This window comes from Streptomyces sp. NBC_00690 (assembly GCF_036226685.1).
Taxonomy (GTDB): domain Bacteria; phylum Actinomycetota; class Actinomycetes; order Streptomycetales; family Streptomycetaceae; genus Streptomyces.
The window spans coordinates 1798134-1823963 of sequence record NZ_CP109009.1 but is presented as its reverse complement, the minus strand read 5'-3'; the positions used below and the strand labels follow the sequence as shown (position 1 = coordinate 1823963).

The window sequence follows — 25830 nt, the reverse complement described above, 5'->3', positions numbered from 1 at the left end:
ACACACTTGACGGGGAATGGACACCGGGAAGCAGAAGCCGACCGACGCCTCATCCGCACCCCCGCGAACATCCACGCCGTACGCAACCGACATCCGTGCGCCCCCACGTACGGCCCCCGCAGGCGGAGATCGGACGGCACATCCCGGAAGGCACCCAGAGCCATGGCGCTCCCGCAGCCCGAGTACGGGGGAACCTCCCGCGCCCACACCCAAGGGCTGCTGCCCCAGCCGCCGGCGCCGGTGCGCGGCGGGCTGGCCACCACCGCATGCATGGAAACCCTGCAGGTCGCCTACCTCCACGCGGTCGCCGCCGCGGCCGGCTGCTCGCTCTCCCAGCCCTTCCCCGACAACGGCATCGACTGGCACGTCAGCCACGGCTCCCCGGACCACTCGGTCGACGACGAGGTGACCATCAAGGTCCAGTTGAAGTCGACCTACCAACTCGCCCCGCACCCCGGGTTCGCGCAGCGCCCTGACTTCCCCTTCACGCTCAACAACGACCACCTGGTCAAACTCGCCCGGACCCCCGTGTCCGTGCACAAGATCCTCGTCGTGATGCTCGTCCCCCGGACCCAGGACGACTGGCTGCGCGCCGACCACGACCGACTCGATCTGCGGCACTGCTGCTACTGGACCAATCTGGCCGGCCACCCGGTGACGGGTAGGCACAAGACCACCGTGCGCATCCCGACCTCACGGATCTTCGACGACCGGGCACTCTGCGAGATCATGACGAGGGTGGGGGCGGGAGGGAGACCCTGATGAACCGGCCCCATGACGAGACCGTCCGACCACACCCCTTGCATGAGTTGCGCGACGACTGGCACACCGCCCACGGCCCCAACCCGGCCCAGGTCGACCCGGTCGTCCTCGGTGCGCTGCTCGCCCGCCACGGCTGGGAGCGGCGCGGCGGAGCCCCGGGGAGGTACGCGCGCTGGACCCCGCCCGGCGCACCCACGGGCTCCACCAGCCTGCTCGTACCGGAGAACCGCTCCTTCCCGGACTGCGAGGACCTGCTGGGCGAGGCGTTGACGGCCCTCGCGCGAAGCGCCGCTCCGTCCGCCCAGGACGTCCTGGTGGGGCTCACCGTGCCGAGCGATGAGATCCGCTGGTGGCGGGATGTGCACGAGGGGCCGTCCGGTGCTGCGTCCTGGATAGCGCAGGAGCAACTGCGCTCCGCCGCCCGGCAGATGATGATGGCCGGTGCGCTCGCCGCTCGGGGTCGGGCCGGTTACCACGGGGCACGACACCGTCGCGGCGCGCGGGCCTCCCTCGCCGGAGTCCTGGTCGGTCCGGCGCCGGGCGGGCGGACGCTCACCGCCTTCGTGCCGGTGGCGCAGGGGCGGGCCGTGACCGTACTGCTCCACCAGGCGCTCCTTGCGGCTCGGGAGGCCACCGACTACCAGCGCGCCACCGGGCGGCTGGAGGCGTTCGACGCCGCGGTGCGGCTCGGGGTGAGCCGGGAGTTGACGGAGGCGGTCATCGCACTGGTCCGGGGCTCCGAGGGGGCCAGGATCGCGCTCGCCTGGTCGCCGGCTGCCGGGGTGCCCGACGGATGCGGACCGGGGCGTGACCCGGTCGAGTTCTCGCCGGGTGACCTGCCCGCCCTGCGGGCCGCGGGCGCCCGCTATCTCCACGACGAGCCGCCCATGCCCGTCCGGCTCACGGGCACCGTCGTCCGGATGCGCCGCCCCGGCCCCCGCGGCGCGGGAACGGTCAGACTGCGGGTGCTGACGGGCGCGGACGTGCCGCACGTCCGGGTGGCCCTCGAAGAGGACTCGTACCGTACGGCGGGGCAGGCCCATCTGACCGGGCAGCCGATCAGGGTCGTCGGGCGGCTGGAGAGCCGTGGCGGATTCCGTCGGCTCACCGACGCTTGCGATGTGGTCACCGTCCCCGTGGATGACGCCGAGCGGGACCGGTTGATGAAGGCGCTCAAGGCGAGCCGGGACGACCAGGACTTCCCCGGCGACGGCGGCGACCCGGACGACTGAGTGCCCCGGGGGGCGACCGTTTCGCGGGCGGCCCCCTTCGCTCGGTACGATTCAGGGGCGCCGTTTCCACAGGCGCACCCCCTGAACGAGGAGAGACCGGTGTCAGACGTCCGTGTGATCATCCAACGCGATTCCGAGCGGGAAGAGCGCGTGGTGACTACGGGCACGACGGCGGCCGATCTGTTCGCCGGCGAGCGCACCGTGATCGCCGCCCGCATCGCCGGTGAGCTGAAGGACCTGGCGTACGAGATCGGGGACGGCGAGGAGGTCGAGCCCGTCGAGATCTCGTCGCCGGACGGCCTGGACATCCTGCGCCACTCGACCGCACACGTGATGGCGCAGGCCGTGCAGGAGCTGTTCCCGGAGGCCAAGCTTGGCATCGGTCCGCCGGTCAAGGACGGTTTCTACTACGACTTCGATGTCGCGCGGCCCTTCACGCCGGAGGACCTCAAGGCCATCGAGAAGAAGATGCAGGAGATCCAGAAGCGGGGCCAGCGCTTCTCCCGTCGTGTGGTGACCGACGAGGACGCCCGCACCGAGCTCTCGGACGAGCCGTACAAGCTGGAGCTCATCGGGCTCAAGGGCTCGGCGTCCAGCGACGACGGGGCGAACGTCGAGGTGGGCGCCGGCGAGCTGACCATCTACGACAACCTGGACCCGAAGACCGGCGATCTGTGCTGGAAGGACCTGTGCCGCGGTCCGCACCTGCCGACCACGCGCAACATCCCGGCGTTCAAGCTGATGCGCAACGCCGCCGCGTACTGGCGGGGCAGCGAGAAGAACCCGATGCTCCAGCGGATCTACGGCACCGCCTGGCCCTCCAAGGAGGAGCTGAAGGCCCATCTGGACTTCCTCGTCGAGGCGGAGAAGCGCGACCACCGCAAGCTCGGCAGCGAGCTGGACCTGTTCTCCGTCCCGGACGAGATCGGCTCCGGCCTGGCCGTGTTCCACCCGCGCGGGGGCATCATCCGCCGGGTCATGGAGGACTACTCGCGCAAGCGCCACGAGGAGGAGGGGTACGAGTTCGTCTACACCCCCCACGCCACCAAGGGCGCCCTGTTCGAGAAGAGCGGCCACCTGGACTGGTACGCGGACGGAATGTACCCCCCCATGCAGCTCGACGGTGGTACGGACTACTACCTCAAGCCCATGAACTGCCCCATGCACAATCTGATCTTCGACGCCCGGGGTCGTTCCTACCGCGAACTGCCCTTGCGGCTGTTCGAGTTCGGCACGGTCTACCGGCACGAGAAGTCGGGTGTGGTCCACGGGCTGACCCGTGCCCGGGGTTTCACCCAGGACGACGCGCACATCTACTGCACCCGTGAGCAGATGGCGGACGAACTCGACCGCACGCTCACCTTCGTGCTCAACCTGCTCCGCGACTACGGTCTGACCGACTTCTACCTTGAGCTGTCCACCAAGGACCCGGAGAAGTACGTCGGCTCGGACGAGACCTGGGAAGAGGCGACCGAGGTCCTGCGGCAGGTGGCGGAGAAGCAGGGGCTTCCGCTCACCCCCGACCCCGGTGGTGCGGCCTTCTACGGGCCGAAGATCTCGGTGCAGGCGCGTGACGCCATCGGTCGGACCTGGCAGATGTCCACCGTCCAGCTCGACTTCAACCTGCCGGAGCGGTTCAACCTGGAGTACACGTCCCCGGACGGTTCACGTCAGCAGCCGGTGATGATCCACCGGGCGCTCTTCGGCTCGATCGAGCGGTTCTTCGCGGTCCTGCTGGAGCACTACGCGGGCGCCATGCCGCCCTGGCTGGCACCGGTGCAGGCGGTCGGCATCCCGATCGGGGACGCCCACGTCGAGTACCTCCAGGAGTTCGCTGCCGAGGCGAAGAAGAAGGGGCTGCGGGTCGAGGTCGACTCCTCGTCGGACCGGATGCAGAAGAAGATCAGGACCCAGCAGAAGCTCAAGGTCCCCTTCATGATCATCGTCGGGGACGAGGACATGAACGCCGGCACGGTCTCCTTCCGCTACCGCGACGGCTCCCAGGAGAACGGGGTTCCCCGCGCGGACGCCCTCGCCAAGCTGGTCAAGGTCGTCGAGGACCGCACCCAGGTCTGACCCCGTCCGCTGTAGACGGCGCAGGATTCACGAAGCCCCCGGAGATCCGCTCTCCGGGGGCTTCGTGTCGGCCTCCAGGGTGAAGGTCTGGATCAACCAGGATGAGAACGACCCCGTCACCGCGCCGAGGAGCGCCAGGCCGCCCACCATCATCGCCACCGCGATCACCCGCCCCGCGAAGGTCACCGGAGCCACATCGCCGTACCCGACGGTCGTGAGCGTCTCGCAGGTCCACCAGACCGAATCCCCGAACGTCTTGATCGTCGCGCCCGGAGCGCCGCGCTCCATCGCATAGACGCTGAGCGCTCCGGCGAACCCCAGCAGCACGGCCGACATCCCCGAGTACGCGATCACCCGGGCGTAGAGGGCGAGGCGCGGCCGGGCATCGGCGTGCCGGCGCTGCACCGATTCGTAGATCCGCACCATCCGCAGCGGTCGAAGGAGCGGCAGCAGCACCACGATGCCGTCGAGTCCGTGCCGACGGACATAGCCGGGCCCCTCGCCACTGAGGCGCCAGCTGACCGCGTAGTCCACGACGAACAGGGCCCACAGGGCGTAGACGAAGGCGAGGACCGTGTCCTGCCACGCCTCGGGAAGGTCGACGGCGAGCACCCGCACCGCGTAGCAGCCGAGGAAGAGGACCGATGCCACGAACAGCGGGATCTCCATGCGCTCACGCCAGCGCGTCAACCTCGACTCGTCTCTCATCGCCCAAGGATCATCCTCACCCCACCGGGCCCGCCCCCGGCGACACGCCGCGGACGGGCGAAGCCATATGCTTCACAGCATGACGAGTGAGCCGGAGCAGCAGATCGGAGTGGGAACGCCCGACGCGTTCCAGCGCTTGTGGACTCCGCACCGAATGGCGTACATCCAGGGTGAGAACAAGCCCACCGGGCCCGAGGCCGGCGATGGCTGCCCCTTCTGTGCCATTCCGTCGAAATCGGACGAGGACGGTCTGGTGATCGCACGCGGCTCCCACGTCTACGCCGTGCTGAACCTCTATCCGTACAACGGCGGCCATCTCATGGTGGTGCCGTTCAGGCACGTCGCCGACTACACCGAGCTGAACGAGCAGGAGACCGCGGAGCTGGCCCGCTTCACCCAGCGCGCCATGGTGGCCCTGCGGGCGGCATCCGGTGCGCACGGCTTCAACATCGGGATGAACCAGGGGATGGCGGCCGGTGCGGGGATCGCCGCCCATCTGCACCAGCACGTCGTACCGCGCTGGGGCGGCGACACCAACTTCATGCCCGTCGTCGGCCACACCAAGGTGCTGCCGCAACTCCTTGCGGACACCCGGGTGATGCTGGCGAACGTCTGGCCCGTCTGAAGGGCACGCACGCAAGCGAAACCCCCGTACCCGGCCCTGGGTACGGGGGTTTCGTCGTCCGTCGTGATCGCCCGCTCAGGCGTCGTACAGATCCGCCTTCTTGGGGGCGAGGTCCTGGACCGCGCCGCTGACGGCCATCGACCGGCTGTTGAAGCGGTCGGTGTCCACCCCGTTCTCGTTGAGGACCTTCAGCGCCGCGGCATGTGCCACGCGCAGGACGGGGGTTGCCGCCCGCAGGGCGTCGTCCGCCATGAAGCGGTGTCGCCAGGGCTGCTCGGCCCAGGCGTGGCGCAGCCCGAACGGCTCCGGGAGGCTCAGCTTCCCGCCGAGGAAGTCGAGCAGCGGGGGGTACCAGGTCAGCGGTGCGCGCACCGCGAGGCGCACCACCTCGGGGGCGTCCACCAGCGGCAGGGTCCGGCTCTTGGTCTCCCAGAAGCGGATCGCCTTGCTGGTGGTCACGGTCTTCGGTGAGGACTTGGTGGTGAACAGGCCGTTCACCGGTCCCAGCGCATGGCCGGTGACCTCGATGCGCAGCGTCTCGTGGAGAACCGTGACATTGATCATCATGGTGATGATCAACTGGCCGTCCCAGAGGGTGAACTGGACGCCCAGGTAGTGGCGGTTTCCACTGCCGAACTGCTGGTGGTTACAGATCCGCTGCATCTCGTGGCCCTTGATCTGGAACGCTTCCACGTCCTGACCGTCCGGGCGGGAGACCGATCCGGCGTTCTCCCCGACGGGGGAGACGACCCAGTGCTTGACCGAAGGGGTGGGGAAGCCGCCCGAGTTCAGCGGGCCGCGCTCCAGCAGCTTCAGCTTGTCGTGCATCGCCCTGATGACGTCCCAGCTGCGGAACTGGTTGATCTCCTTGGTGGGGTCCTTGGACACCAGCTCTTCGGCCAGTTGCCAGCTGCCCCAGCGGGTGCCCATGCCCAGTATGCCCTTGGGCCCCGCGTAGAAGACGGAGTTGGCGTGCTGCTCGGCGGTGAGCTTGTGCAAGCCCTGGCGCAGTTCCTCGCGCGCCTTGTCACCGGGGTTGCCGGGGACCGCGTCGGGCACCTTGGCCGCCACGCCACCGCCCGAGAGCAGACCGTCCCAGCGGGCCCGCAGGTCCTTGGCCGTCGCTTCGCAGATCCGCAGGGCGAGGAACCACCCGATGACCGGGGCGACGATCATTCCGCGCAGGTAGTAGGCCCAGAAACCGCCGAACGGCAGCCGGATCAGAAAGAGCAGTGCCAGTGCGCCGATCGCGAACAGCAAGATCGTGCCCAGGGTGCCGGCGCGCTTGTTCTGTGCGCCCGCGATCGTGCGGCGGAGTTGGAAGACGCCCATCCACAGCAGCAGGCCCGGCAGGAAGAGGAGTCCGCAGACCGCGGTGATCACGGTCAGCTTGGTGTCGCGCTCCTTGCGGATGCGGCTGGCCGCCAGTGCGTGCTCGACGACCGTCTGCGGCTCCATCCCGAACGACTGGATCAGCGCACCCCGCCCGCCGCCCAGCATCCGCAGTTGCAGAGCACGGGAGAACGCCTCGCCGAAATTCGGTTCGAAGAGCGAGAACTTGCCCGCGCTGACGGCCGACTTGTGCCAGTCGTTGTTGGCCTTGAGGATGTCCGCCGCCGGGCTGTCCCGGTACGCCGCGGAGGCCAGCGCGTGCGTCGCCGCGGTCTGTCCTGCGGAGCCCATGATCGGGACCTGTGCTCCGGGACTGAAATCGAAACCGTCCATCGTGACTTATCGCCCCCAACGCCGCTCGGCTGCTGCTCTGCGGCCTTTTCCCGGCCAACGCGCCCTGCACACATGCTGAGCTGGGCACCTCAGCGTATCCGGGGCGCGACTGATTCGTCACGGGACAAAGAAATGCCGTCCGGTGTCGCACGTCGGCGGACAGCATCCCGATACCGGCCCCGTGCACAGGAGTTATGCGCGATCGCCGTGACGTTCCCCGATCCGGTCGGCGATGTGCTGCGGCATCGGCTCATGGCGGGAGTAGCAGCGGCTGAACTGGCCGGTCCCATGGGAGAGGGAGCGCAGATCGACCGCGTACCGGTCGATCTCGATCTCGGGGACCTCGGCCCGGACCCATGTGCGTGCGCCCGATGACTGTTCCGTTCCCACGACCCGGCCGCGCCGACCGGACAGGTCGCTCATCACCGGGCCGACGTATTCGTCCGAAACCAGTATGCGGACTTCGGCCACCGGCTCCAGCAAGCGGATGGGGCTGTCGGCCGCGGCCTCCCGCAGAGCCAGGGCACCCGCCGTCTGGAACGCGGCGTCTGAGGAGTCGACCGAGTGGGCCTTGCCGTCGATGAGGGTGATCCGGACATCGACGAGCGGATGCCCGGCGACCACGCCCCGGGCCGCCTGGGCGCGTATGCCCTTCTCGACGGAGGGGACGAACTGGCGGGGCACGGCGCCGCCGACGACCTTGTCGACGAACTCGATCCCCGAACCCGTCGGCAGCGGTTCCACCTCGATCGCACAGATCGCGTACTGGCCGTGCCCACCGGACTGCTTCACATGGCGGCCCCGGCCCGTCGATCGGGCGCCGAACGTCTCCCGGAGGGACACCCGGTGGGGTACGACGTCCACCTTGACGCCGTACCGCTTGCGCAGCCGCTCTAGGGCGACGTCCGCATGGGCCTCGCCCAGACACCACAGAACGACCTGGCGGGTGGCCCGGTTCTGTTCGAGGCGCATGGTGGGGTCTTCGGCGACCAGCCGGGCCAGCCCGCTGGAGAGCCGGTCCTCGTCCGCCTTGCTGTGTGCCGAGATGGCCAACGGCAGCAGGGGGTCCGGCATCGGCCAGGGCTCCATCAGCAGCGGGTCGTCCTTGGTGGAGAGGGTGTCCCCGGTCTCGGCGCGCGCCAGTTTGGCGACACAGGCCAGGTCGCCGGCGAAGACCTGCCCGATCGGACGCTGATGGCGACCGAAGGGAGCGGTGAGCGCACCGACCCGTTCCACCACGTCATGGTCCTCGTGGCCGCGGTCCGCCAGACCGTGGCCCGACACGTGGACGGTCTGGTCGGCCCGCAGGGTCCCGGAGAACACGCGGACGAGGGAGATGCGTCCGACATAGGGGTCCGAGGCGGTCTTGACCACTTCGGCGACCAGCGGACCGTCGGGGTCGCAGCGGATCGGGGGCCGCTTGGCCCCCTGCGGACTGGTGACGACGGGCGGCGCGGGCTCCAGGGGGGTGGGGAATCCACGGGTGATCAACTCCAGGAGTTCCACGGTGCCCAGCCCCTGCTTGGCGCCGTGCGCCGCGGGCGCGGCGGCGAGCACCGGGTGGAAGGTGCCCCGGGCGACGGCCGTTTCCAGATCGCCGATGAGACTGGCCAGGTCGATGGTCTCGCCGCCGAGGTAGCGGTCCATCAAGGACTCGTCCTCGCTCTCGGCGATGATCCCTTCGATCAGCCGGTTGCGGGCCCGTTCGATCAGGGCCGACTGCTCGGGATCGGGAGCGAGCGCCCGGCGTTCGCCCGAGGAGTAGTCGAAGATCCCTTGAGTCAGGAGCCCCACCAACCCTGTCACCGGGACATGGCCGTCGGGCCCCGGCGATCCGTACTGGGGCAGGTAGAGGGGGAGGACGGCGTCGGGGTCGTCGCCGCCGAAGATCGAGGCGCAGACTTCCGTCAGCTCGTCGAAGCCGGTGCGCGCGGTCTCCAGATGGGTGACGACGATCGCACGCGGCATGCCGACGGCCGCGCACTCCTCCCATACGGCGCGGGTCGCGCCGGCGACCGCTTCGGGAGCCTGCCCGGCCGAGACGACGAAGAGGGCCGCATCCGCAGCTCGGAGCCCCGCCCTGAGCTCTCCGACGAAATCGGCGTATCCCGGGGTGTCCAGAAGATTGATCTTGTACCCCTCCCACTCGACGGGGACGAGTGAGAGCTGCACGGAACGCTGCTGGCGGTGCTCGATCTCGTCGTAGTCGGAGACGGTGGCCCCGTCCTCGACCCGTCCGGCCCGGTTCAAGGCGCCCGCGGTGAGCGCCAGGGCCTCGGTGAGGGTGGTCTTTCCGGAGCCGCTGTGGCCGACCAGCACCACGTTCCGTACGGAAGAGGGCCGGTCGGCCGTCGTCGCCCTGCCGGCGGCTCCGGGGTGGGTGTGCGCCTTGTCGCCCATGGATGGTGCCTCCCGGTCGATCGTGTCGATTGCACGGTGAGGAACGCTGAAACACGGTGAGAAAAGCCAAGAAAAGCGAGAAACGCCATGGAAACGCTGACCAAGCAGGGCCGCGGACGCCGGGGGAAGGCGGGGCGGGCCGCCGGACCCCGCCCGGCGAAGGGCCGAGGCGTCGGCGTCCGACGGGCAGCTCCGATGGCGCCCGCAGTCGTCCTTCGAGCTTTCCACTCCGCCCACGGCACGTCCATACGTCGTACGCAGGGGGAGCGGCGGATACGCGTCGAGCGGCACCCGCGTCGGGTCCCGGCGGTGGACCGCGCCGGTCCTGGCTACGATGGGCCAGCCGGTGGCCAAGGGGTCACACGGCTCACCCCAACCCCGGGAAGGCCATGCTGAACAAGTACGCGCGTGCATTCTTCACGCGTGTCCTCACGCCGTTCGCCGCATTTCTGCTCCGTCGCGGAGTGAGCCCCGACGCGGTCACTCTGATTGGCACGGCCGGAGTGATGGCGGGTGCGCTGGTCTTCTTCCCCAGGGGAGAGTTCTTCTGGGGCACGATCGTCATCACGCTCTTCGTCTTCTCCGACCTCATCGACGGGAACATGGCCCGCCAGGCCGGCATCTCCAGCCGCTGGGGCGCGTTCCTCGACTCGACCCTCGACCGGGTCGCCGACGGGGCGATCTTCGGCGGGTTCGCCCTCTGGTACGCGGGGCAGGGCGACAACAACGTCCTGTGCGCGGTGTCCATCTTCTGCCTCGCGAGCGGTCAGGTCGTCTCGTACACCAAGGCGCGCGGCGAGGCCATCGGCCTTCCCGTCGCGGTCAACGGCCTGATCGAGCGGGCCGAACGGCTCGTGATCTCGCTGGTCGCGGCCGGTCTGGCCGGACTGCACGCCTTCGGGGTCCCTGGCATCGACGTGCTGCTGCCGATCGCCCTGTGGATCGTCGCCGTCGGCAGTGCGGTCACCCTGGGGCAGCGGGTCGTCACCGTGCGCCGGGAGTCCGCCGAGGCCGATGCGGCGACCCAGCAGGCGCAGGGGAGCGAGGCCGAGGCCACGTGAGTACCCGCGACCGGGTCGCCGACGGGCTGTACGGGCTGGGCTGGTCCGCGGTCAAGAAGCTGCCCGAACCGGCCGCCGAAGCGCTGGGCCGGACGATCGCCGACACGGCGTGGAAGCGGCGGGGCCAGGGAGTGCGCAGGCTGGAGGCCAATCTCGCCCGGGTGGTGCCCGACGCGGACCCCACCCGCCTCGCCGAACTCTCCCGCGCCGGAATGCGCTCCTACATGCGGTACTGGATGGAATCCTTCCGGCTGCCGACCTGGAGCGCGGAGCGGGTCCGCGACAGCGTGCAGATCAACGACTTCCACCAGGTGACCGAGGGCATGGCCGCCGGGCGGGGGGTGATCCTGGCGCTGCCGCACCTGGCCAACTGGGACCTCGCCGGCGCCTGGCTGACGCGCACCCTGGACATCCCCTTCACCACGGTCGCCGAACGACTCAAACCCGAGTCGTTGTACGACCGGTTCGTGGCCTATCGCGAAAGCCTCGGCATGGAGGTGCTGCCGCACTCCGGGGGCGCCGCGTTCGGAACCCTGGCGCGGCGGCTGCGCGCCGGTGGACTGGTCTGTCTGGTCGCCGACCGCGATCTGTCGGCCTCCGGCGTCGAGGTGAAGTACTTCGGTGAGACGGCGCGGATGCCCGCCGGACCGGCCATGCTGGCCCAACAGACCGGCGCCCTGCTCCTGCCCGTCACCCTCTGGTACGGACCCTCGCCGAAGATGTACGGCAGGGTCCATCCGCCCGTGGACGTGCCGCAGACAGGTACCCGCGCCGAAAAGACGTCCTCCATGACACAACTCCTGGCCGACGCCTACGCCACGGGGATCGCCGAGCACCCGGAGGACTGGCACATGCTCCAGCGGCTGTGGCTCTCGGATCTCGACCCCCGCCACCCCCGAGGGGCCACTTCATGAAGATCGGCATCGTCTGCCCCTACTCCTGGGACGTCCCCGGAGGGGTGCAGTTCCACATCAGGGACCTGGCCGACCATCTGATCAGGCTGGGCCACGAGGTCTCCGTACTGGCCCCCGCCGACGACGACACCCCGCTGCCACCCTTCGTGGTGTCGGCGGGCCGCGCCGTGCCCGTCCCGTACAACGGGTCCGTGGCCCGGTTGAACTTCGGCTTCCTCTCGGCCGCCCGCGTACGTCGATGGCTCCACGACGGCACCTTCGACGTGATCCACATCCATGAGCCCACGTCGCCGTCGCTCGGTCTGCTGACCTGCTGGGCGGCGCAGGGACCGATCGTCGCCACCTTCCACACCTCGAACCCGCGCTCCCGGGCCATGATCGCCGCCTATCCCATCCTCCAGCCCGCGTTGGAGAAGATCAGCGCCCGGATCGCGGTCAGCGAGTACGCCCGCCGCACCCTCGTCGAGCACCTCGGCGGTGACGCCGTCGTCATTCCGAACGGCGTCGACGTCGGTTTCTTCGAGAAGGCCGAACCCAAGCCCGAGTGGCAGGGCGGCACGATCGGATTCATCGGCCGTATCGACGAACCCCGCAAGGGGCTGCCGGTACTGATGAAGGCCCTGCCCGCGATCCTCGCCGAGCGTCCGGAGACCAGACTCCTGGTTGCCGGACGTGGGGACGAGGAGGAGGCGGTGGCCCAACTGCCCCGGGAGATGCGCTCCCGCGTCGAGTTCCTCGGCATGGTCAGCGACAAGGACAAGGCCCGACTGCTGCGCAGCGTCGACGTCTACGTCGCCCCCAACACCGGTGGGGAGAGCTTCGGCATCATCCTGGTGGAGGCGATGTCGGCGGGAGCTCCCGTCCTCGCCAGCGATTTGGACGCGTTCGCCCAGGTCCTGGACCAGGGGGCCGCGGGCCAACTCTTCGCCAACGAGGACGCCGACGCCCTCGCCGCTGCGGCCGTGCGTCTCCTGGGCGACCCGGTCCGACGGCAGGAACTGTCCGAGCGGGGCAGCGCGCACGTACGCCGCTTCGACTGGTCCACCGTCGGAGCGGACATCCTCTCGGTCTACGAGACGGTGACCGAGGGCGCCGCCGCGGTGGCCGCAGACGAACGCCCCGGACTGCGCTCCCGCTTCGGTCTCGCCAGGAACTGATCCGGCGGCCGTCCACGGCGAGCCGCTCCCGGCCGCTCGCGTTCGACGGCCCTGACCGGGCCGTGCCGCGGCCGAGCTCCCGCGGTGCTGCTCCGGCACCCCGGTAGCCTTACGCCCCGTGACCGCAACGCTCATCTGGATCTTCGTCGCCCTGCTTGCCATCGGCCTCTATCTGAGCTGGACCGCAGGGCGGCTCGACCGGCTGCACACCCGGATCGACAAGGCGCGCGCCGCCCTGGACGCGCAGCTGCTGCGCCGGGCCTCGGTGACGCAGGAGTTGGCCACGGCCGGCGTGCTCGACCCGGCCGCGTCCATCGTGCTGTACGAGGCCGCACGCACGGCCAGGCAAGCGGACGAGGAGCAGCGCGAGGTCGCCGAGAGCGAGCTGAGTGCCGCCCTGCGGGCGGTCTTCGAGGAGCCGGCGCAGGTCGAAGCGGTGCGCGAGGTCCCCGGTGGTGAGGACGCCACCTCGGAGCTGGCCCAGGCCGTACGCCGCGTCCCGATGGCACGGCGGTTCCACAACGATGCGGTGCGCGCGGCACGGGCACTGCGCCGCCATCGCAAGGTGCGCTGGTTCCGCTTGGCCGGGCATGCGCCGTTCCCGCTGGCCTTCGAGATGGACGACGAACCGCCGACCGCCCTCGCCGACCGTCCGGGCAGCTGAACCGGGGGCGTGCCGAGGCGCTCGGGGCCGACTTCCCGGGGCTGGGGACGAAGTCGCCGCCCTGTCGGTCGGCACAGCCTCGCCGACGCGGTGGTGAATCGTTTCGCCAGGTGCCCCTGTCCACACGGTGGACCCTCCTCGGTGATCATGTCGCCGAGGACCCCGTCCGGGCAGGTCAGCGGCCATGCGTCGGGCGCCTGGGGAGGCCACGCAGGTACCGGCGGGCACTCCCACCACCTGCAAAAACGATCCACCGGCTGTTCATTGGCCCTTGCAGTGGACTGATCCGTGGCGGTTCCATCAATGACGCACCGCGGCGCCGCTCGCAAGCGGCCGTCAGAGGCGGTCATCACCATCGTCTTCGAGTGAGGTCCCTTCCGTGTCCAGCACGCTCTCCACCACTTCTCAGTCCGCCGACTCCCCGGCGACGGGCACCGCACGCGTCAAGCGCGGCATGGCCGAGCAGCTCAAGGGCGGCGTCATCATGGACGTGGTCAACGCCGAACAGGCGAAGATCGCCGAGGACGCGGGCGCCGTGGCCGTCATGGCCCTGGAGCGGGTCCCCGCCGACATCCGCAAGGACGGCGGAGTCGCGCGGATGTCGGACCCCAACATGATCGAAGAGATCATCGAGGCCGTCTCCATCCCGGTGATGGCCAAGTCCCGCATCGGGCACTTCGTTGAGGCCCAGGTCCTCCAGTCGCTCGGTGTCGACTACATCGACGAGTCCGAGGTCCTCACCCCGGCCGACGAGGTCAACCACTCCGACAAGTGGGCGTTCACCACGCCGTTCGTCTGTGGTGCCACCAACCTCGGTGAGGCGCTGCGCCGCATCGCCGAGGGCGCCGCCATGATCCGCTCCAAGGGCGAGGCGGGCACCGGCAACGTCGTCGAGGCCGTTCGCCACCTGCGCCAGATCAAGAACGAGATCGCCAGGCTCCGCGGCTTCGACAACAACGAGCTGTACGCCGCTGCCAAGGATCTGCGCGCCCCCTACGAGCTGGTCAAGGAGGTCGCCGAGCTGGGCAAGCTCCCGGTGGTCCTCTTCTCCGCCGGCGGTGTGGCCACCCCCGCGGACGCCGCCCTGATGCGTCAGCTCGGTGCCGAGGGCGTCTTCGTCGGCTCGGGCATCTTCAAGTCGGGCGACCCGGCCAAGCGCGCCGCCGCGATCGTCAAGGCGACCACGTTCTACGACGACCCCAAGATCATCGCGGATGCCTCCCGGAACCTCGGCGAGGCCATGGTCGGCATCAACTGCGACACCCTGCCCGAGGCCGAGCGCTACGCCAACCGGGGCTGGTGATGACCGCTCCCGCCCATCCGGTCATCGGAGTCCTCGCACTCCAGGGCGATGTACGGGAGCATCTGGCGGCCCTGGTCGCGGCGGGCGCCGTGGCCAGGTCGGTCAGACGTCCCGAGGAGTTGGAGGAGGTCGCCGGGCTGGTCATACCCGGTGGGGAGTCCACCACCATCTCCAAACTGGCCCATCTCTTCGGCATGATGGAGCCGCTGCGCGAGCGGGTGCGCTCCGGGATGCCGGTCTACGGGACCTGCGCCGGGCTGATCCTCCTCGCCGACAAGATCCTCGACCCGCGATCCGGTCAGGAGACGATCGGCGGCATCGAGATGATCGTGCGCCGCAACGCCTTCGGTCGGCAGAACGAGTCCTTCGAGGCGGCTGTCGAGGTCGCGGGCGTCGAGGGCGGCCCGGTGGAAGGCGTGTTCATCCGCGCACCGTGGGTGGAGTCGGTCGGCGCCGCCGTCGAAGTCCTGGCCGAGTACGACGGTCACATCGTCGCGGTCCGGCAGGGCCGGGTCCTCGCCACGTCCTTCCACCCTGAACTCACCGGGGACCACCGGATGCACGGTCTCTTCGCGGACATGGTGCGCGCGGTCAGGTGAGCCCGTCCCGGTAGGATCTCTGCCGAACGCAAGCGCAATGGGTAACGCGAAGGAGACAGGCAGATGTCCGGCCACTCTAAATGGGCTACGACGAAGCACAAGAAGGCCGTGATCGATGCCAAGCGCGGCAAGCTCTTCGCGAAGCTGATCAAGAACATCGAGGTCGCGGCCCGGACCGGCGGTGCTGACATCGAGGGCAACCCGACCCTCTTCGACGCCATTCAGAAGGCGAAGAAGCAGTCGGTGCCCAACAAGAACATCGACTCCGCGCTCAAGCGCGGCGCCGGCCTCGAAGCGGGCGGCGCCGACTACGAGACGATCATGTACGAGGGGTACGGTCCCAACGGGGTCGCCGTCCTCATCGAGTGCCTCACCGACAACCGCAACCGCGCGGCGTCCGACGTCCGGGTCGCCATGACCCGCAACGGCGGTTCGATGGCCGACCCCGGTTCCGTCTCCTACCTCTTCCACCGCAAGGGCGTCGTGATCGTCCCCAAGGGCGAGCTGACCGAGGACGACGTCCTCGGAGCCGTCCTGGACGCGGGCGCGGAAGAGGTCAACGACCTCGGAGAGTCGTTCGAGGTCCTCAGCGAGGCGACCGACCTCGTCGCGGTGCGCACGGCGCTTCAGACCGAGGGCATCGACTATGACTCGGCCGAGGCCAACTTCGTCCCGACCATGCAGATCGAGTTGGACGAAGAGGGCGCGCGCAAGATCTTCAAGCTCATCGACGCGCTGGAGGACAGCGACGACGTCCAGAACGTCTTCGCCAACTTCGACGTCTCGGACGAGGTCATGGAGAAGGTCGACGCCTGATCGACGCACACACCTGTGGAGTACGGGCCGACGGCACCCACCGTCGGCCCGTTTTCCGTGTCCCGCCCGTGGCAGCGGATTGTCAGTGGCAGCGGATAGCCTGCACAAACAGGTGACCGAAGGAGGGGCTACGTGCGCGTGCTCGGGGTCGACCCCGGCCTGACCCGGTGCGGTGTCGGAGTCGTCGAAGGCGTGGCAGGCCGTCCGTTGACGATGATCGGCGTCGGCGTCGTCCGCACGCCCAGCGATGCCGCGCTCGGCGTTCGGCTGGTCGCCATCGAGCAGGGCATCGAGCAGTGGCTCGACGACCACCGACCCGACTGCGTCGCCGTGGAGCGGGTCTTCAGCCAGCACAACGTACGGACGGTGATGGGCACCGCCCAGGCCAGTGCCGTCGCGATGCTCTGTGCCGCACGCCGAGGTCTGCCCGTCGTCCTCCACACACCGAGCGAGGTCAAGGCTGCCGTGACCGGCAGCGGTCGCGCGGACAAGGCGCAGGTGGGCGCGATGGTGACCCGACTGCTCCGGCTCGCAGCGCCACCCAAACCGGCCGATGCCGCCGATGCCCTCGCCCTGGCCATCTGCCACATCTGGCGTGCCCCCGCCCAGAACCGCCTCCAGCAGGCGGTCGCCCAGCACACAGCGAAAGGCCGTACCGCATGATCGCCTTTGTGAGCGGCCCGGTCGCCGCACTCGCCCCGACGACCGCGGTGATCGAAGTCGGGGGGATCGGGATGGCAGTGCAGTGCGCTCCCCGCACCCTCGCGACGCTCCGCATCGGCGAGCAGGCCAAGCTCGCGACCTCCCTGGTGGTCCGGGAGGACTCCCTGACGCTCTACGGCTTCACCGATGACGATGAGCGGCAGGTGTTCGAGCTCCTCCAGACCGCCAGCGGCGTCGGGCCGCGCCTCGCACAGGCGATGCTGGCGGTGCACACCCCCGATGTGCTGCGGATCGCGGTGGCGTCAGGTGATGAGAAGACGCTGACCGCCGTGCCCGGCATCGGCAAGAGAGGCGCACAGAAACTGCTCCTGGAGTTGAAGGACCGGCTGGGGGAGCCACTCGGAGCCCACGGCGCCAGCCGTGGCGTAGGCAGCGCGGTCACCGCATCGTGGCGCGATCAACTGCACGCCGCCCTGATCGGCCTGGGATACGCCACGCGCGAGGCCGATGAGGCGGTGACCGCGGTCGCCCCTCAGGCGGAGGCGTCGAGCGGCGAACCCCAGATCGGGGCGCTGCTGCGGGCCGCGCTCCAGACGCTGAACCGCACGCGATGAGGTGTGGGCGGGCGGTTCGACCCGGGCGCGACCCGGAGCGAGGACTCGTGTGCGGGGGGTGCCGCCTCGACCTCGGCAGCCGACGAAGACCTTCCCTGCCGTGGGCGAAGGTCTGCTCATCCCCCGCCTCCGTCACCCCATGGTTCCGCGCGACGGGACGGCAGGAGCTCCCTGGCACCGCCGCATCCCCCGCACGGGTGTCCCTCGTACGAGTGGGTCGAGCCGGGCAGTCGGGGCGACTCCACGCGTTCCCCAGCGGCGTCGGTGAGTTGAGACTTTCGCACCGCCCTCGTTGATTCGCCCACCCCTGATCCACCCCGAGCGGGGGCGACACCCCAGCCGCCCCGCCCCGACCGTTCAGGACCGTCCGCCCGCGGCCCCGGCCGCGCCAACCCGATGAGGCACTTCCGCAGTGAACTGGGACGACAGCACCCCTGCCCCGGCCGACGACGTCGCCATCCCTGCCGACGGGCGGCTCGTCGGAGCATCGGCCGATGGCGAGGACCAGGCCGTGGAAGCCGCTCTGCGGCCCAAGTCGCTGGGCGAGTTCGTCGGCCAGGAGCGGGTGCGCGAGCAGCTTGACCTGGTGCTGAAGGCGGCCCTCGCCCGGGGTGCCACCGCTGACCACGTCCTGCTCTCCGGCGCTCCCGGCCTCGGCAAGACCACCCTCTCCATGATCATCGCGGCTGAGATGAAGGCCCCGATCCGCATCACTTCGGGCCCGGCCATCCAGCACGCCGGAGATCTCGCTGCGATCCTCTCCTCCCTCCAGGAGGGCGAGGTCCTCTTCCTCGACGAGATCCACCGGATGTCGCGGCCCGCCGAAGAGATGCTGTACATGGCGATGGAGGACTTCCGGGTCGACGTCATCGTCGGCAAGGGCCCGGGCGCCACGGCCATCCCGCTCGACCTGCCGCCCTTCACCCTGGTGGGGGCCACGACCAGGGCCGGGCTGCTGCCACCACCGCTGCGCGACCGCTTCGGCTTCACCGCCCACATGGAGTTCTACGCCCCCGCAGAGTTGGAGCGCGTGCTCCACCGCTCCGCGCGCCTGCTCGACGTGGAGATCGACGACGAGGGTGCCGCGGAGATCGCCGGCCGCTCCCGCGGCACGCCGCGCATCGCCAACCGCCTGCTGCGCCGCGTGCGCGACTACGCACAGGTCAAGAGGGACGGCGCCGTCACCCAGGAGATCGCCGCCGCCGCCCTTCGGGTGTACGAGGTCGACGACCGCGGTCTCGACCGTCTCGACCGCGCGGTGCTCACGGCCCTCCTCAAGCTTTTCGGCGGCGGACCCGTGGGTCTTTCCACCCTGGCGGTGGCGGTGGGGGAGGAGCGGGAGACCGTCGAGGAGGTCGCCGAGCCCTTCCTCGTCAGGGAGGGGCTACTGGCGCGTACGCCTCGTGGTCGGGTCGCGACTCCGGCGGCTTGGGCCCATCTCGGGATGGTGCCGCCCCAGCAGCCCCCGGGCGCAAGCGGACAACAAGGGTTGTTCGGGGCGTGACGGCGCGGAGACTCTTCGCGGGAGGAACCACAGTGCGATGCTGGGCGTTGTTCCAATGATGCGGACTCGCTTAGACTCCGCCGATGCCGCCCCTTCCAGGTCGGCGTACCCACCCCCGTAGATAGGCCGCCTCACCGACGCGGTCGTTTGAAGGAAGTTTCTTCCCGTGAATCTCCTGACCTTCCTCCCCTTCATCGTGCTCATCGGGGCCATGTTCCTGATGACCCGCTCCGCCAAGAAGAAGCAGCAGCAGGCCGCGCAGATGCGCGACTCGATGCAGCCAGGCACAGGAGTCCGCACGATCGGAGGCATGTACGCCACTGTCAAGGAGCTTCACGAGGACACCGTGCTCCTTGAGGTCGCCCCCGGCGTCCACGCCGTCTACGCGAAGAACTCCATCGGTGCCGTCCTCGACGACGAGGAGTACAACCGCATCGTCCACGGCGACGACCCCGCCGAGCAGACCACGATCGTGCCCGATGACGCCTCCTCGCTCACCGAGGGCACCGAGTCGGACACGACGAACGCGGCTGACACCGATGTCACCAAGATCGAGCTGGGCAAGAAGCCCAAGTCGGACGAGCCCGCAGCCGCCGACGCTGACACCGAGGTGACCAAAGACAACAAGGCCGACGGCGACAAGTAGCCATGTTCGGGGACCGCGGGCACGGCCGATGCCAAGCGGTCCTCTGGTCGTGTTGACTTCTTCGGGGGCAGGTCCCCACAACACTTCGTGGCCGCCCGAGCGCATACCCCGCGCGGGGCGGTTGGACAGGGAGAAACGAGAAGGTGGCAGCACCGAACAGGGGCCGAAGGCCCGCGGGGGCCCAGGGTAAGCCAGTGCGCACCCTGGTAATGATCCTGATCGCCATGGTCGCGCTGACCGGCGGGATGTTCGTGTCCGGGCACACCACGCCCCGACTGGGCATCGACCTCGCGGGCGGTACGACGATCACGCTCAAGGCCGAGGCGGAGCCCGGCAAGGAGAGCGCGGTCAACGAGACCAACATGAACACGGCGGTCGGCATCATCGAGCGCCGCGTCAATGGTCTCGGTGTCTCGGAGGCCGAGGTCCAGACCCAGGGCCGCGAGAACATCATCGTCAACATCCCCAAGGGGACGGACTCCGAGCAGGCCCGCAAGCAGGTCGGTACCACCGCGCAGCTCTACTTCCGCCCGGTGCTGACGGCCGCCGCAGGCGGAGTCACACCGCAGCAGCCCGCCCCGACGCCCTCCGCATCCAGCTCCGCGTCCAGCAAGGACAAGGCCACGGACGGGAAGAAGGACCCGGCTTCCCCCGCCGCGTCGGTGGCACCCAGCGCCACTGCTCAGGGTCGGGCCGTCACCGAGGGCCTGAAGGCCCCCGCCACGACGTCTCCGTCCCCCACCGCGTCCGGCAAGGCTGCCGACCCCTCGCAGCCCCCTGCCCCCGCCACGACTCCGGGCCAGACCCCGGAGACGAGCGGGCTGGACAAGGAGTTCGCGGCGCTGAACTGCATGGACGAGAAGTCCCGCGCCAATGCAGGCAAGGACGCGAAGCCCGAGAACCCCATGGTCGCCTGTGGTTCCAACGACGGCGGCAAGACCTGGGAGAAGTACCTGCTCGGCCCGGCGGAGCTCGACGGCAAGGACGTCGACGACGCCAAGGGTCAGATGGACCAGCAGCGTGGCATCTGGATCGTCACGATGGACTTCACCAAGGGCGGCGCCAAGAAGTTCCAGAAGATCACCACCAAGCTGTCGGCGCAGCAGTCCCCGCAGAACCAGTTCGCGATCGTCCTCGACGGCGAGGTCGTCTCCGCCCCGCAGGTCAACACGGTGCTGAGCGCCAGCGCCGAGATCTCCGGCAGCTTCAAGCAGCAGGAAGCCCAGGACCTCGGAAACATCCTGTCCTACGGTGCCCTGCCGCTGAGCTTCGAGGAACAGAGCGTCACCACGGTGAGCGCTGCCCTCGGTGGCGAGCAGTTGAAGGCCGGTCTGATCGCGGGTGCCATTGGCCTCGCGCTGGTCATCATCTATCTGGTGGCTTACTACCGCGGCCTGTCCGCGATCGCCATCCTCAGCCTCTTCGTCTCGGCGGGTCTGACCTACTCGCTGATGGCGCTGCTCGGCCCGGCCATCGGGTTCGCACTGAACCTGCCGGCCGTGTGTGGCGCGATCGTCGCCATCGGTATCACCGCGGACTCGTTCATCGTCTACTTCGAACGCGTCCGGGACGAGATCCGCGAAGGCCGTACGCTCCGCCCGGCCGTAGAGCGTGCCTGGCCGCGTGCCCGACGCACCATCCTGGTCTCCGACTTCGTCTCGTTCCTCGCCGCCGCGGTCCTCTTCGTGGTCACCGTCGGCAAGGTCCAGGGCTTCGCCTTCACGCTGGGTCTGACCACCCTGCTGGACGTGGTCGTGGTGTTCTTCTTCACCAAGCCCCTGATGACGCTGATGGCGCAAACCAAGTTCTTCGGCGGCGGTCACCCCTGGTCCGGCCTCGACCCGAAGCGTCTCGGCGCCAAGCCCCCGCTGCGCCGCTCGCGCCGCACCTCCGCCCCCACCGAACCGAAGGAGGCGTGAGATGTCACGTCTCGGCTCCATTGGCGTCAGGCTCTATCGCGGCGAGATCGGCTATGACTTCGTCGCCAAGCGGAAGTTCTGGTACGCAGTCTCGATCCTGATCACCATCACGGCCATCGTCGGCCTGGCGGTGCGGGGTCTGAACATGGGCATCGAGTTCAAGGGCGGCGCCGTCTTCAGCACGCCCGCGAAGTCGAACGCCTCGGTCTCGGTGGCGCAGGAGTCCGCGCAGGAGTCGTCCGGCCACCACGCCATCGTCCAGGAGCTGGGCAACGGCAGCCTGCGCATCCAGGTCAGCGAGCTGGACACCGCTCAGGCCACCAAGGTCCAAAAGCAGCTCTCCACGGATCTCAACATCCCCGTGGACAAGATCGACGCCGAACTCGTCGGACCCAGCTGGGGCGAGCAGATCGCCAACAAGGCATGGACCGGTCTCGGGGTCTTCATGATCTTGGTGGTGATCTATCTGGCGATCGCCTTCGAATGGCGCATGGCGATCGCGGCCCTCATCGCGCTGATCCATGACCTCACGATCACGGTCGGCGTCTATGCCCTGGTCGGCTTCGAGGTCACGCCGGGTACGGTGATCGGTCTCTTGACCATCCTTGGCTACTCCCTCTACGACACCGTCGTCGTCTTCGACGGTCTCAAGGAGGGTGCGGTCGGGGTCACCAAACAGTCGCGCAACACCTACAGCGAGATCGCCAACCGCAGTCTGAACGGCACGCTGGTGCGTTCCATCAACACCACGATCGTCGCGCTGCTGCCGGTCGCCGGCCTGCTGTTCATCGGTGGCGGGTTCCTCGGCGCGGGCATGCTCAACGACATCTCGCTGTCGCTGTTCGTCGGCCTCGCGGCCGGTGCGTACTCCTCGATCTTCATCGCCACTCCGCTGGTCGCCGACCTCAAGGAACGCGAACCGCAGATGAAGGCCCTGCGCAAGCGGGTCCTGGCCAAGCGCGCTGCGGCCCTCTCCAAGGGCGAGTCGGTCGACGAGGACGATGACCCCTCCCACGGGGACGACCCCCAAACCCCCCACAATCACGACGGCCCGCTCGACGCCGCTCCGGTGGTCGCGGGTGGCCCCAGCAGCCCCAGCAGTCCCGTAGTGGGGCAGCGTGGGCGGGGTCGGGGCCGCTCATCGGGCAGGCGGCGATGACCACCGCTTCCCAGGAGCTGCTCCTCAGCCGTATCCGCGACGTCCACGACTATCCCCAGCCGGGAGTGGTCTTCAAGGACATCACCCCGCTGCTCGCGGACCCGAAGGCGTTCTCGGTCCTCACCGATGCGCTCACCGAGATCTGCGTGCGGCACGGGGCGACCAAGGTCGTCGGGCTCGAAGCGCGCGGCTTCATCCTGGGAGCGCCGGTCGCGGTCCGTGCCGGACTGGGTTTCATCCCGGTCCGCAAGGCGGGCAAGCTGCCCGGAGCCACCTTGGCGCAGACGTACGACCTGGAGTACGGCACCGCGGAGATCGAGATCCACGCCGAGGACCTCAACGACGGTGACCGTGTGATGGTCATCGACGACGTCCTCGCGACAGGCGGTACCGCCGAGGCGGCGATGCAGCTGATCCGTCGTGGTGGCGCCGAGGTCGCGGGCATAGCCGTTCTCATGGAGCTCGGTTTTCTCTCCGGCCGGAGTCGACTGGAGCCCGCGCTGCGCGGCGCTCCGCTGGAGTCGCTGCTCACTCTGTGACCGGAGGGTCCGACCAGTTGTAGACAGGCTCCTGAGAGCCCCGGGAATGCCGGGACCCCAGGGGCCTGTTTCAGCCTCTGGGGCAGTAGTACGCCGAGGTCGATACCATGGCCTCTCCGGACCTGACTGGGGGACCCGGAACCGCACGAGGAGCGCTCTTGCCAGACGAGGCCCGTCCCGCCACCGCCGCGCAGCCCGTCCAGAAGGCCGACAAGGCCGCGGCAGCCCCTGTCGTGCCCGAGAAGAATCCGGCTGAAAAGCCAGGGTCGGCAGCTCCCGAGCGCCCCAGCGGTGCGACCGGCTCCACGGCGTCCTCGGCGCTGAAACCGGCCACGCCCTCGCCGGCGGCCAAGTCCCGTCCCGCACCCGCTCCGGGCTCCCGGCCGGCACCCGGGAGCACCCAGCGCTCCGCCGCCGGCTCCTCCAACCGCGTACGGGCTCGCCTCGCGCGGCTCGGCGTGCAGCGGTCTTCGCCGTACAACCCCGTCCTGGAGCCACTGCTGCGGATCGTGCGCAGCAATGACCCCAAGATCGAGACGGCCACGCTCCGGCAGATCGAGAAGTCCTACCAGGTCGCCGAGCGGTGGCACCGGGGACAGAAGCGCAAGAGTGGCGATCCGTACATCACCCATCCACTCGCCGTCACCACCATCCTCGCCGAGTTGGGCATGGACCCCGCGACGCTGATGGCCGGGTTGCTGCACGACACCGTCGAGGACACGGAGTACGGGCTCGACACGCTGCGTCGTGACTTCGGCGACCAGGTCGCCCTACTCGTCGACGGTGTGACCAAGCTGGACAAGGTCAAGTTCGGCGAGGCAGCCCAGGCCGAGACCGTGCGCAAGATGGTCGTCGCCATGGCCAAGGACCCCCGGGTCCTGGTCATCAAGCTCGCCGACCGACTGCACAACATGCGCACCATGCGCTACCTCAAGCGGGAGAAGCAGGAGAAGAAGGCCCGCGAGACGCTGGAGATCTACGCTCCCCTCGCCCATCGCCTGGGCATGAACACCATCAAGTGGGAGCTGGAGGACCTCGCCTTCGCGATCCTCTACCCGAAGATGTACGACGAGATCGTGCGACTGGTCGCCGAGCGGGCGCCCAAGCGCGACGAGTACCTCGCCATAGTGACCGACGAGGTGCAGTCCGACCTTCGGGCCGCCCGGATCAAGGCCACCGTCACCGGTCGCCCCAAGCACTACTACAGCGTCTACCAGAAGATGATCGTCCGCGGCCGGGACTTCGCGGAGATCTACGACCTGGTGGGCATCCGTGTGCTGGTGGAGTCCGTGCGCGACTGCTACGCGGCGCTCGGTACGGTCCACGCGCGATGGAATCCGGTCCCCGGCCGGTTCAAGGACTACATCGCGATGCCGAAGTTCAACATGTACCAGTCGCTGCACACGACGGTCATCGGTCCCAACGGCAAGCCGGTCGAACTCCAGATCCGCACCTTCGACATGCACCGTCGGGCCGAGTACGGCATCGCGGCCCATTGGAAGTACAAGCAGGAGGCCGTCGCCGGGGCGTCCAAGGTCCGTACCGACGTGCCCAAGAGGTCGGGCAAGGACGACCACGTCAACGACATGGCGTGGCTGCGCCAGTTGCTCGACTGGCAGAAGGAGACCGAGGACCCGTCCGAGTTCCTCGAATCGCTGCGCTTCGACCTCTCACGCAACGAGGTCTTCGTCTTCACACCGAAGGGCGACGTGATAGCGCTCCCGGCGGGCGCCACACCGGTCGACTTCGCGTACGCCGTGCACACGGAGGTGGGCGATCGGACCATAGGGGCACGGGTCAACGGGCGGCTCGTGCCGTTGGAGTCCACCCTCGACAACGGCGATCTGGTCGAGGTGTTCACCTCCAAGGCCGAAGGCGCGGGCCCGTCCCGCGACTGGCTGGGGTTCGTCAAGTCGCCCCGCGCCCGCAACAAGATCCGAGCCTGGTTCTCCAAGGAGCGCCGCGAGGAAGCGATCGAGCAGGGCAAGGACGCCATCGTGCGGGCGATGCGCAAGCAGAACCTGCCCATCCAACGCATCCTCACCGGCGACTCCCTGGTCACCCTGGCGCACGAGATGCGCTACCCGGACATCTCGTCCCTGTACGCGGCGATCGGCGAGGGTCATGTCGCGGCCCAGGGCGTCGTCCAGAAACTCGTCCAGGCGCTCGGCGGCGAAGAAGCCGCCAACGAGGACATCGCCGAGTCGGTACCGCCCTCGCGCAGCCGCAAGAAGCGCCGTTCCAGCAACGACCCCGGTGTGGTCGTCAAGGGCGTCGAGGACGTCTGGGTCAAGCTCGCCCGATGCTGTACACCGGTCCCCGGCGATCCGATCATCGGCTTCGTCACCCGCGGCAGCGGCGTCTCGGTGCACCGGGCCGACTGTGTCAACGTCGACTCGCTGTCCCAGCAGCCCGAACGGATCCTGGACGTCGAGTGGGCGCCCACCCAGTCGTCGGTCTTCCTGGTCGCCATCCAGGTGGAGGCGCTGGATCGGTCCCGACTGCTCTCCGACGTCACGCGGGTCCTGTCCGACCAGCATGTGAACATCCTGTCGGCGGCCGTCCAGACCTCCCGCGACCGGGTGGCCACCTCGCGCTTCACCTTCGAAATGGGAGACCCCAAGCACCTCGGCCATGTGCTGAAGGCGGTACGGGGAGTGGAGGGCGTCTACGACGTCTACCGGGTCACCTCGGCGCGCCGACCGTAAACCCCGCTGGTCAGCCCGTCAGTCGCCGCACGAAGA

General features: G+C 69.1%; 22 protein-coding genes. 19 read left to right on the top strand and 3 right to left on the bottom strand.

Annotation, left to right across the window (positions count from 1 at the left end):
• The first annotated feature begins 162 nt into the window (after positions 1 to 162).
• The 3 genes from OID54_RS07965 (at position 163) to thrS (ending at position 4070) form a co-directional block, all read left to right on the top strand.
• On the top strand, positions 163 to 762 hold the full coding sequence (locus OID54_RS07965) for a DUF4365 domain-containing protein (protein WP_329015991.1): 600 nt from the start codon (positions 163 to 165) through the stop codon (positions 760 to 762).
• The gene (locus tag OID54_RS07960) at positions 759 to 1994 is read left to right on the top strand and encodes a hypothetical protein (protein WP_443055760.1); all 1236 of its coding nucleotides are present in this window, start codon (positions 759 to 761) and stop codon (positions 1992 to 1994) included. The genes OID54_RS07965 and OID54_RS07960 overlap by 4 nt, the downstream gene beginning before the upstream one ends.
• Before the next feature lie 99 nt (positions 1995 to 2093).
• Positions 2094 to 4070: a threonine--tRNA ligase gene (gene thrS / locus OID54_RS07955; protein ID WP_329015985.1), complete on the top strand. Its 1977-nt coding sequence runs from the start codon at positions 2094 to 2096 to the stop codon at positions 4068 to 4070.
• A gap of 27 nt (positions 4071 to 4097) precedes the next feature.
• Here thrS and OID54_RS07950 read toward each other — a convergent pair whose 3' ends face one another.
• Positions 4098 to 4778: a potassium channel family protein gene (locus tag OID54_RS07950; protein ID WP_329015982.1), complete on the bottom strand. Its 681-nt coding sequence runs from the start codon at positions 4776 to 4778 to the stop codon at positions 4098 to 4100.
• Positions 4779 to 4845: 67 nt separating this feature from the next.
• Between OID54_RS07950 and OID54_RS07945 the strand changes: the two genes are divergently transcribed.
• The gene (locus OID54_RS07945) at positions 4846 to 5403 is read left to right on the top strand and encodes an HIT family protein (RefSeq protein ID WP_329015979.1); all 558 of its coding nucleotides are present in this window, start codon (positions 4846 to 4848) and stop codon (positions 5401 to 5403) included.
• A 75-nt stretch (positions 5404 to 5478) separates the two neighbouring features.
• Here the strand turns inward: OID54_RS07945 and OID54_RS07940 are convergent, their stop codons facing one another.
• On the bottom strand, positions 5479 to 7086 hold the full coding sequence (locus OID54_RS07940) for a hypothetical protein (RefSeq protein ID WP_329015978.1): 1608 nt from the start codon (positions 7084 to 7086) through the stop codon (positions 5479 to 5481).
• A gap of 234 nt (positions 7087 to 7320) precedes the next feature.
• Positions 7321 to 9528: an elongation factor G-like protein EF-G2 gene (locus OID54_RS07935; RefSeq protein WP_329015975.1), complete on the bottom strand. Its 2208-nt coding sequence runs from the start codon at positions 9526 to 9528 to the stop codon at positions 7321 to 7323.
• 389 nt (positions 9529 to 9917) lie between these two features.
• Here OID54_RS07935 and pgsA point away from each other — a divergent pair, with 389 nt between their 5' ends.
• From pgsA to OID54_RS07860, 15 genes are all read left to right on the top strand, one after another.
• Positions 9918 to 10589, top strand: a complete 672-nt coding sequence (pgsA, locus tag OID54_RS07930) for a phosphatidylinositol phosphate synthase (protein WP_329015973.1) — start codon at positions 9918 to 9920, stop codon at positions 10587 to 10589.
• Positions 10586 to 11503 carry a phosphatidylinositol mannoside acyltransferase gene (locus tag OID54_RS07925; RefSeq protein ID WP_329015970.1) on the top strand — a complete coding sequence of 306 codons (918 nt, stop codon included), beginning with the start codon at positions 10586 to 10588 and terminating at the stop codon, positions 11501 to 11503. Before pgsA ends, OID54_RS07925 begins: the two co-directional genes overlap by 4 nt.
• The gene (locus OID54_RS07920; RefSeq protein WP_329015967.1) at positions 11500 to 12660 is read left to right on the top strand and encodes a glycosyltransferase family 4 protein; all 1161 of its coding nucleotides are present in this window, start codon (positions 11500 to 11502) and stop codon (positions 12658 to 12660) included. The genes OID54_RS07925 and OID54_RS07920 overlap by 4 nt, the downstream gene beginning before the upstream one ends.
• Positions 12661 to 12778: 118 nt before the next feature.
• Positions 12779 to 13324, top strand: coding sequence for a hypothetical protein (locus tag OID54_RS07915; protein ID WP_329015962.1), 546 nt, complete (start codon positions 12779 to 12781; stop codon positions 13322 to 13324).
• Between the two features lie 379 nt (positions 13325 to 13703).
• Positions 13704 to 14627: a pyridoxal 5'-phosphate synthase lyase subunit PdxS gene (pdxS, locus tag OID54_RS07910; RefSeq protein ID WP_329015959.1), complete on the top strand. Its 924-nt coding sequence runs from the start codon at positions 13704 to 13706 to the stop codon at positions 14625 to 14627.
• A complete protein-coding gene (pdxT, locus tag OID54_RS07905; RefSeq protein ID WP_329015957.1) occupies positions 14627 to 15226 on the top strand; it encodes a pyridoxal 5'-phosphate synthase glutaminase subunit PdxT in 600 nt (199 codons plus the stop codon). Before pdxS ends, pdxT begins: the two co-directional genes overlap by 1 nt.
• Positions 15227 to 15289: 63 nt before the next feature.
• A complete protein-coding gene (locus OID54_RS07900; protein WP_329015955.1) occupies positions 15290 to 16042 on the top strand; it encodes a YebC/PmpR family DNA-binding transcriptional regulator in 753 nt (250 codons plus the stop codon).
• Between the two features lie 132 nt (positions 16043 to 16174).
• Positions 16175 to 16705 carry a crossover junction endodeoxyribonuclease RuvC gene (gene ruvC, locus OID54_RS07895; protein WP_329015953.1) on the top strand — a complete coding sequence of 177 codons (531 nt, stop codon included), beginning with the start codon at positions 16175 to 16177 and terminating at the stop codon, positions 16703 to 16705.
• Positions 16702 to 17319, top strand: coding sequence for a Holliday junction branch migration protein RuvA (ruvA, locus tag OID54_RS07890; protein ID WP_329015951.1), 618 nt, complete (start codon positions 16702 to 16704; stop codon positions 17317 to 17319). Before ruvC ends, ruvA begins: the two co-directional genes overlap by 4 nt.
• Before the next feature lie 412 nt (positions 17320 to 17731).
• A complete protein-coding gene (gene ruvB, locus OID54_RS07885) occupies positions 17732 to 18823 on the top strand; it encodes a Holliday junction branch migration DNA helicase RuvB (protein WP_329015948.1) in 1092 nt (363 codons plus the stop codon).
• Positions 18824 to 18989: 166 nt separating this feature from the next.
• On the top strand, positions 18990 to 19469 hold the full coding sequence (yajC, locus tag OID54_RS07880) for a preprotein translocase subunit YajC (protein ID WP_329015944.1): 480 nt from the start codon (positions 18990 to 18992) through the stop codon (positions 19467 to 19469).
• Positions 19470 to 19612: 143 nt separating this feature from the next.
• On the top strand, positions 19613 to 21388 hold the full coding sequence (gene secD / locus OID54_RS07875) for a protein translocase subunit SecD (protein WP_329015941.1): 1776 nt from the start codon (positions 19613 to 19615) through the stop codon (positions 21386 to 21388).
• Position 21389: 1 nt separating this feature from the next.
• Positions 21390 to 22547, top strand: a complete 1158-nt coding sequence (gene secF, locus OID54_RS07870) for a protein translocase subunit SecF (RefSeq protein ID WP_329015938.1) — start codon at positions 21390 to 21392, stop codon at positions 22545 to 22547.
• Positions 22544 to 23086 (top strand): adenine phosphoribosyltransferase, encoded by a 543-nt coding sequence (locus tag OID54_RS07865; RefSeq protein ID WP_329015935.1) that lies wholly within the window; start codon positions 22544 to 22546, stop codon positions 23084 to 23086. The genes secF and OID54_RS07865 overlap by 4 nt, the downstream gene beginning before the upstream one ends.
• 158 nt (positions 23087 to 23244) lie before the next feature.
• Positions 23245 to 25794, top strand: a complete 2550-nt coding sequence (locus OID54_RS07860) for a RelA/SpoT family protein (RefSeq protein ID WP_329015933.1) — start codon at positions 23245 to 23247, stop codon at positions 25792 to 25794.
• Positions 25795 to 25830: the final 36 nt, after the last annotated feature.

What these genes read in the sequence shown, in the direction of transcription:
- OID54_RS07965 (WP_329015991.1), top strand. Translation starts at nt 163, where the DNA reads ATGGCGCTCCCGCAGCCCGAGTACGGGGGAACCTCCCGCGCCCACACC.
- OID54_RS07950 (WP_329015982.1), bottom strand. Translation starts at nt 4,778, where the DNA reads ATGAGAGACGAGTCGAGGTTGACGCGCTGGCGTGAGCGCATGGAGATC.
- OID54_RS07945 (WP_329015979.1), top strand. Translation starts at nt 4,846, where the DNA reads ATGCTTCACAGCATGACGAGTGAGCCGGAGCAGCAGATCGGAGTGGGA.
- OID54_RS07940 (WP_329015978.1), bottom strand. Translation starts at nt 7,086, where the DNA reads ATGGGCTCCGCAGGACAGACCGCGGCGACGCACGCGCTGGCCTCCGCG.
- OID54_RS07935 (WP_329015975.1), bottom strand. Translation starts at nt 9,528, where the DNA reads ATGGGCGACAAGGCGCACACCCACCCCGGAGCCGCCGGCAGGGCGACG.
- pgsA (WP_329015973.1), top strand. Translation starts at nt 9,918, where the DNA reads ATGCTGAACAAGTACGCGCGTGCATTCTTCACGCGTGTCCTCACGCCG.
- OID54_RS07920 (WP_329015967.1), top strand. Translation starts at nt 11,500, where the DNA reads ATGAAGATCGGCATCGTCTGCCCCTACTCCTGGGACGTCCCCGGAGGG.
- pdxT (WP_329015957.1), top strand. Translation starts at nt 14,627, where the DNA reads ATGACCGCTCCCGCCCATCCGGTCATCGGAGTCCTCGCACTCCAGGGC.
- OID54_RS07900 (WP_329015955.1), top strand. Translation starts at nt 15,290, where the DNA reads ATGTCCGGCCACTCTAAATGGGCTACGACGAAGCACAAGAAGGCCGTG.
- ruvA (WP_329015951.1), top strand. Translation starts at nt 16,702, where the DNA reads ATGATCGCCTTTGTGAGCGGCCCGGTCGCCGCACTCGCCCCGACGACC.
- secF (WP_329015938.1), top strand. Translation starts at nt 21,390, where the DNA reads ATGTCACGTCTCGGCTCCATTGGCGTCAGGCTCTATCGCGGCGAGATC.
- OID54_RS07865 (WP_329015935.1), top strand. Translation starts at nt 22,544, where the DNA reads ATGACCACCGCTTCCCAGGAGCTGCTCCTCAGCCGTATCCGCGACGTC.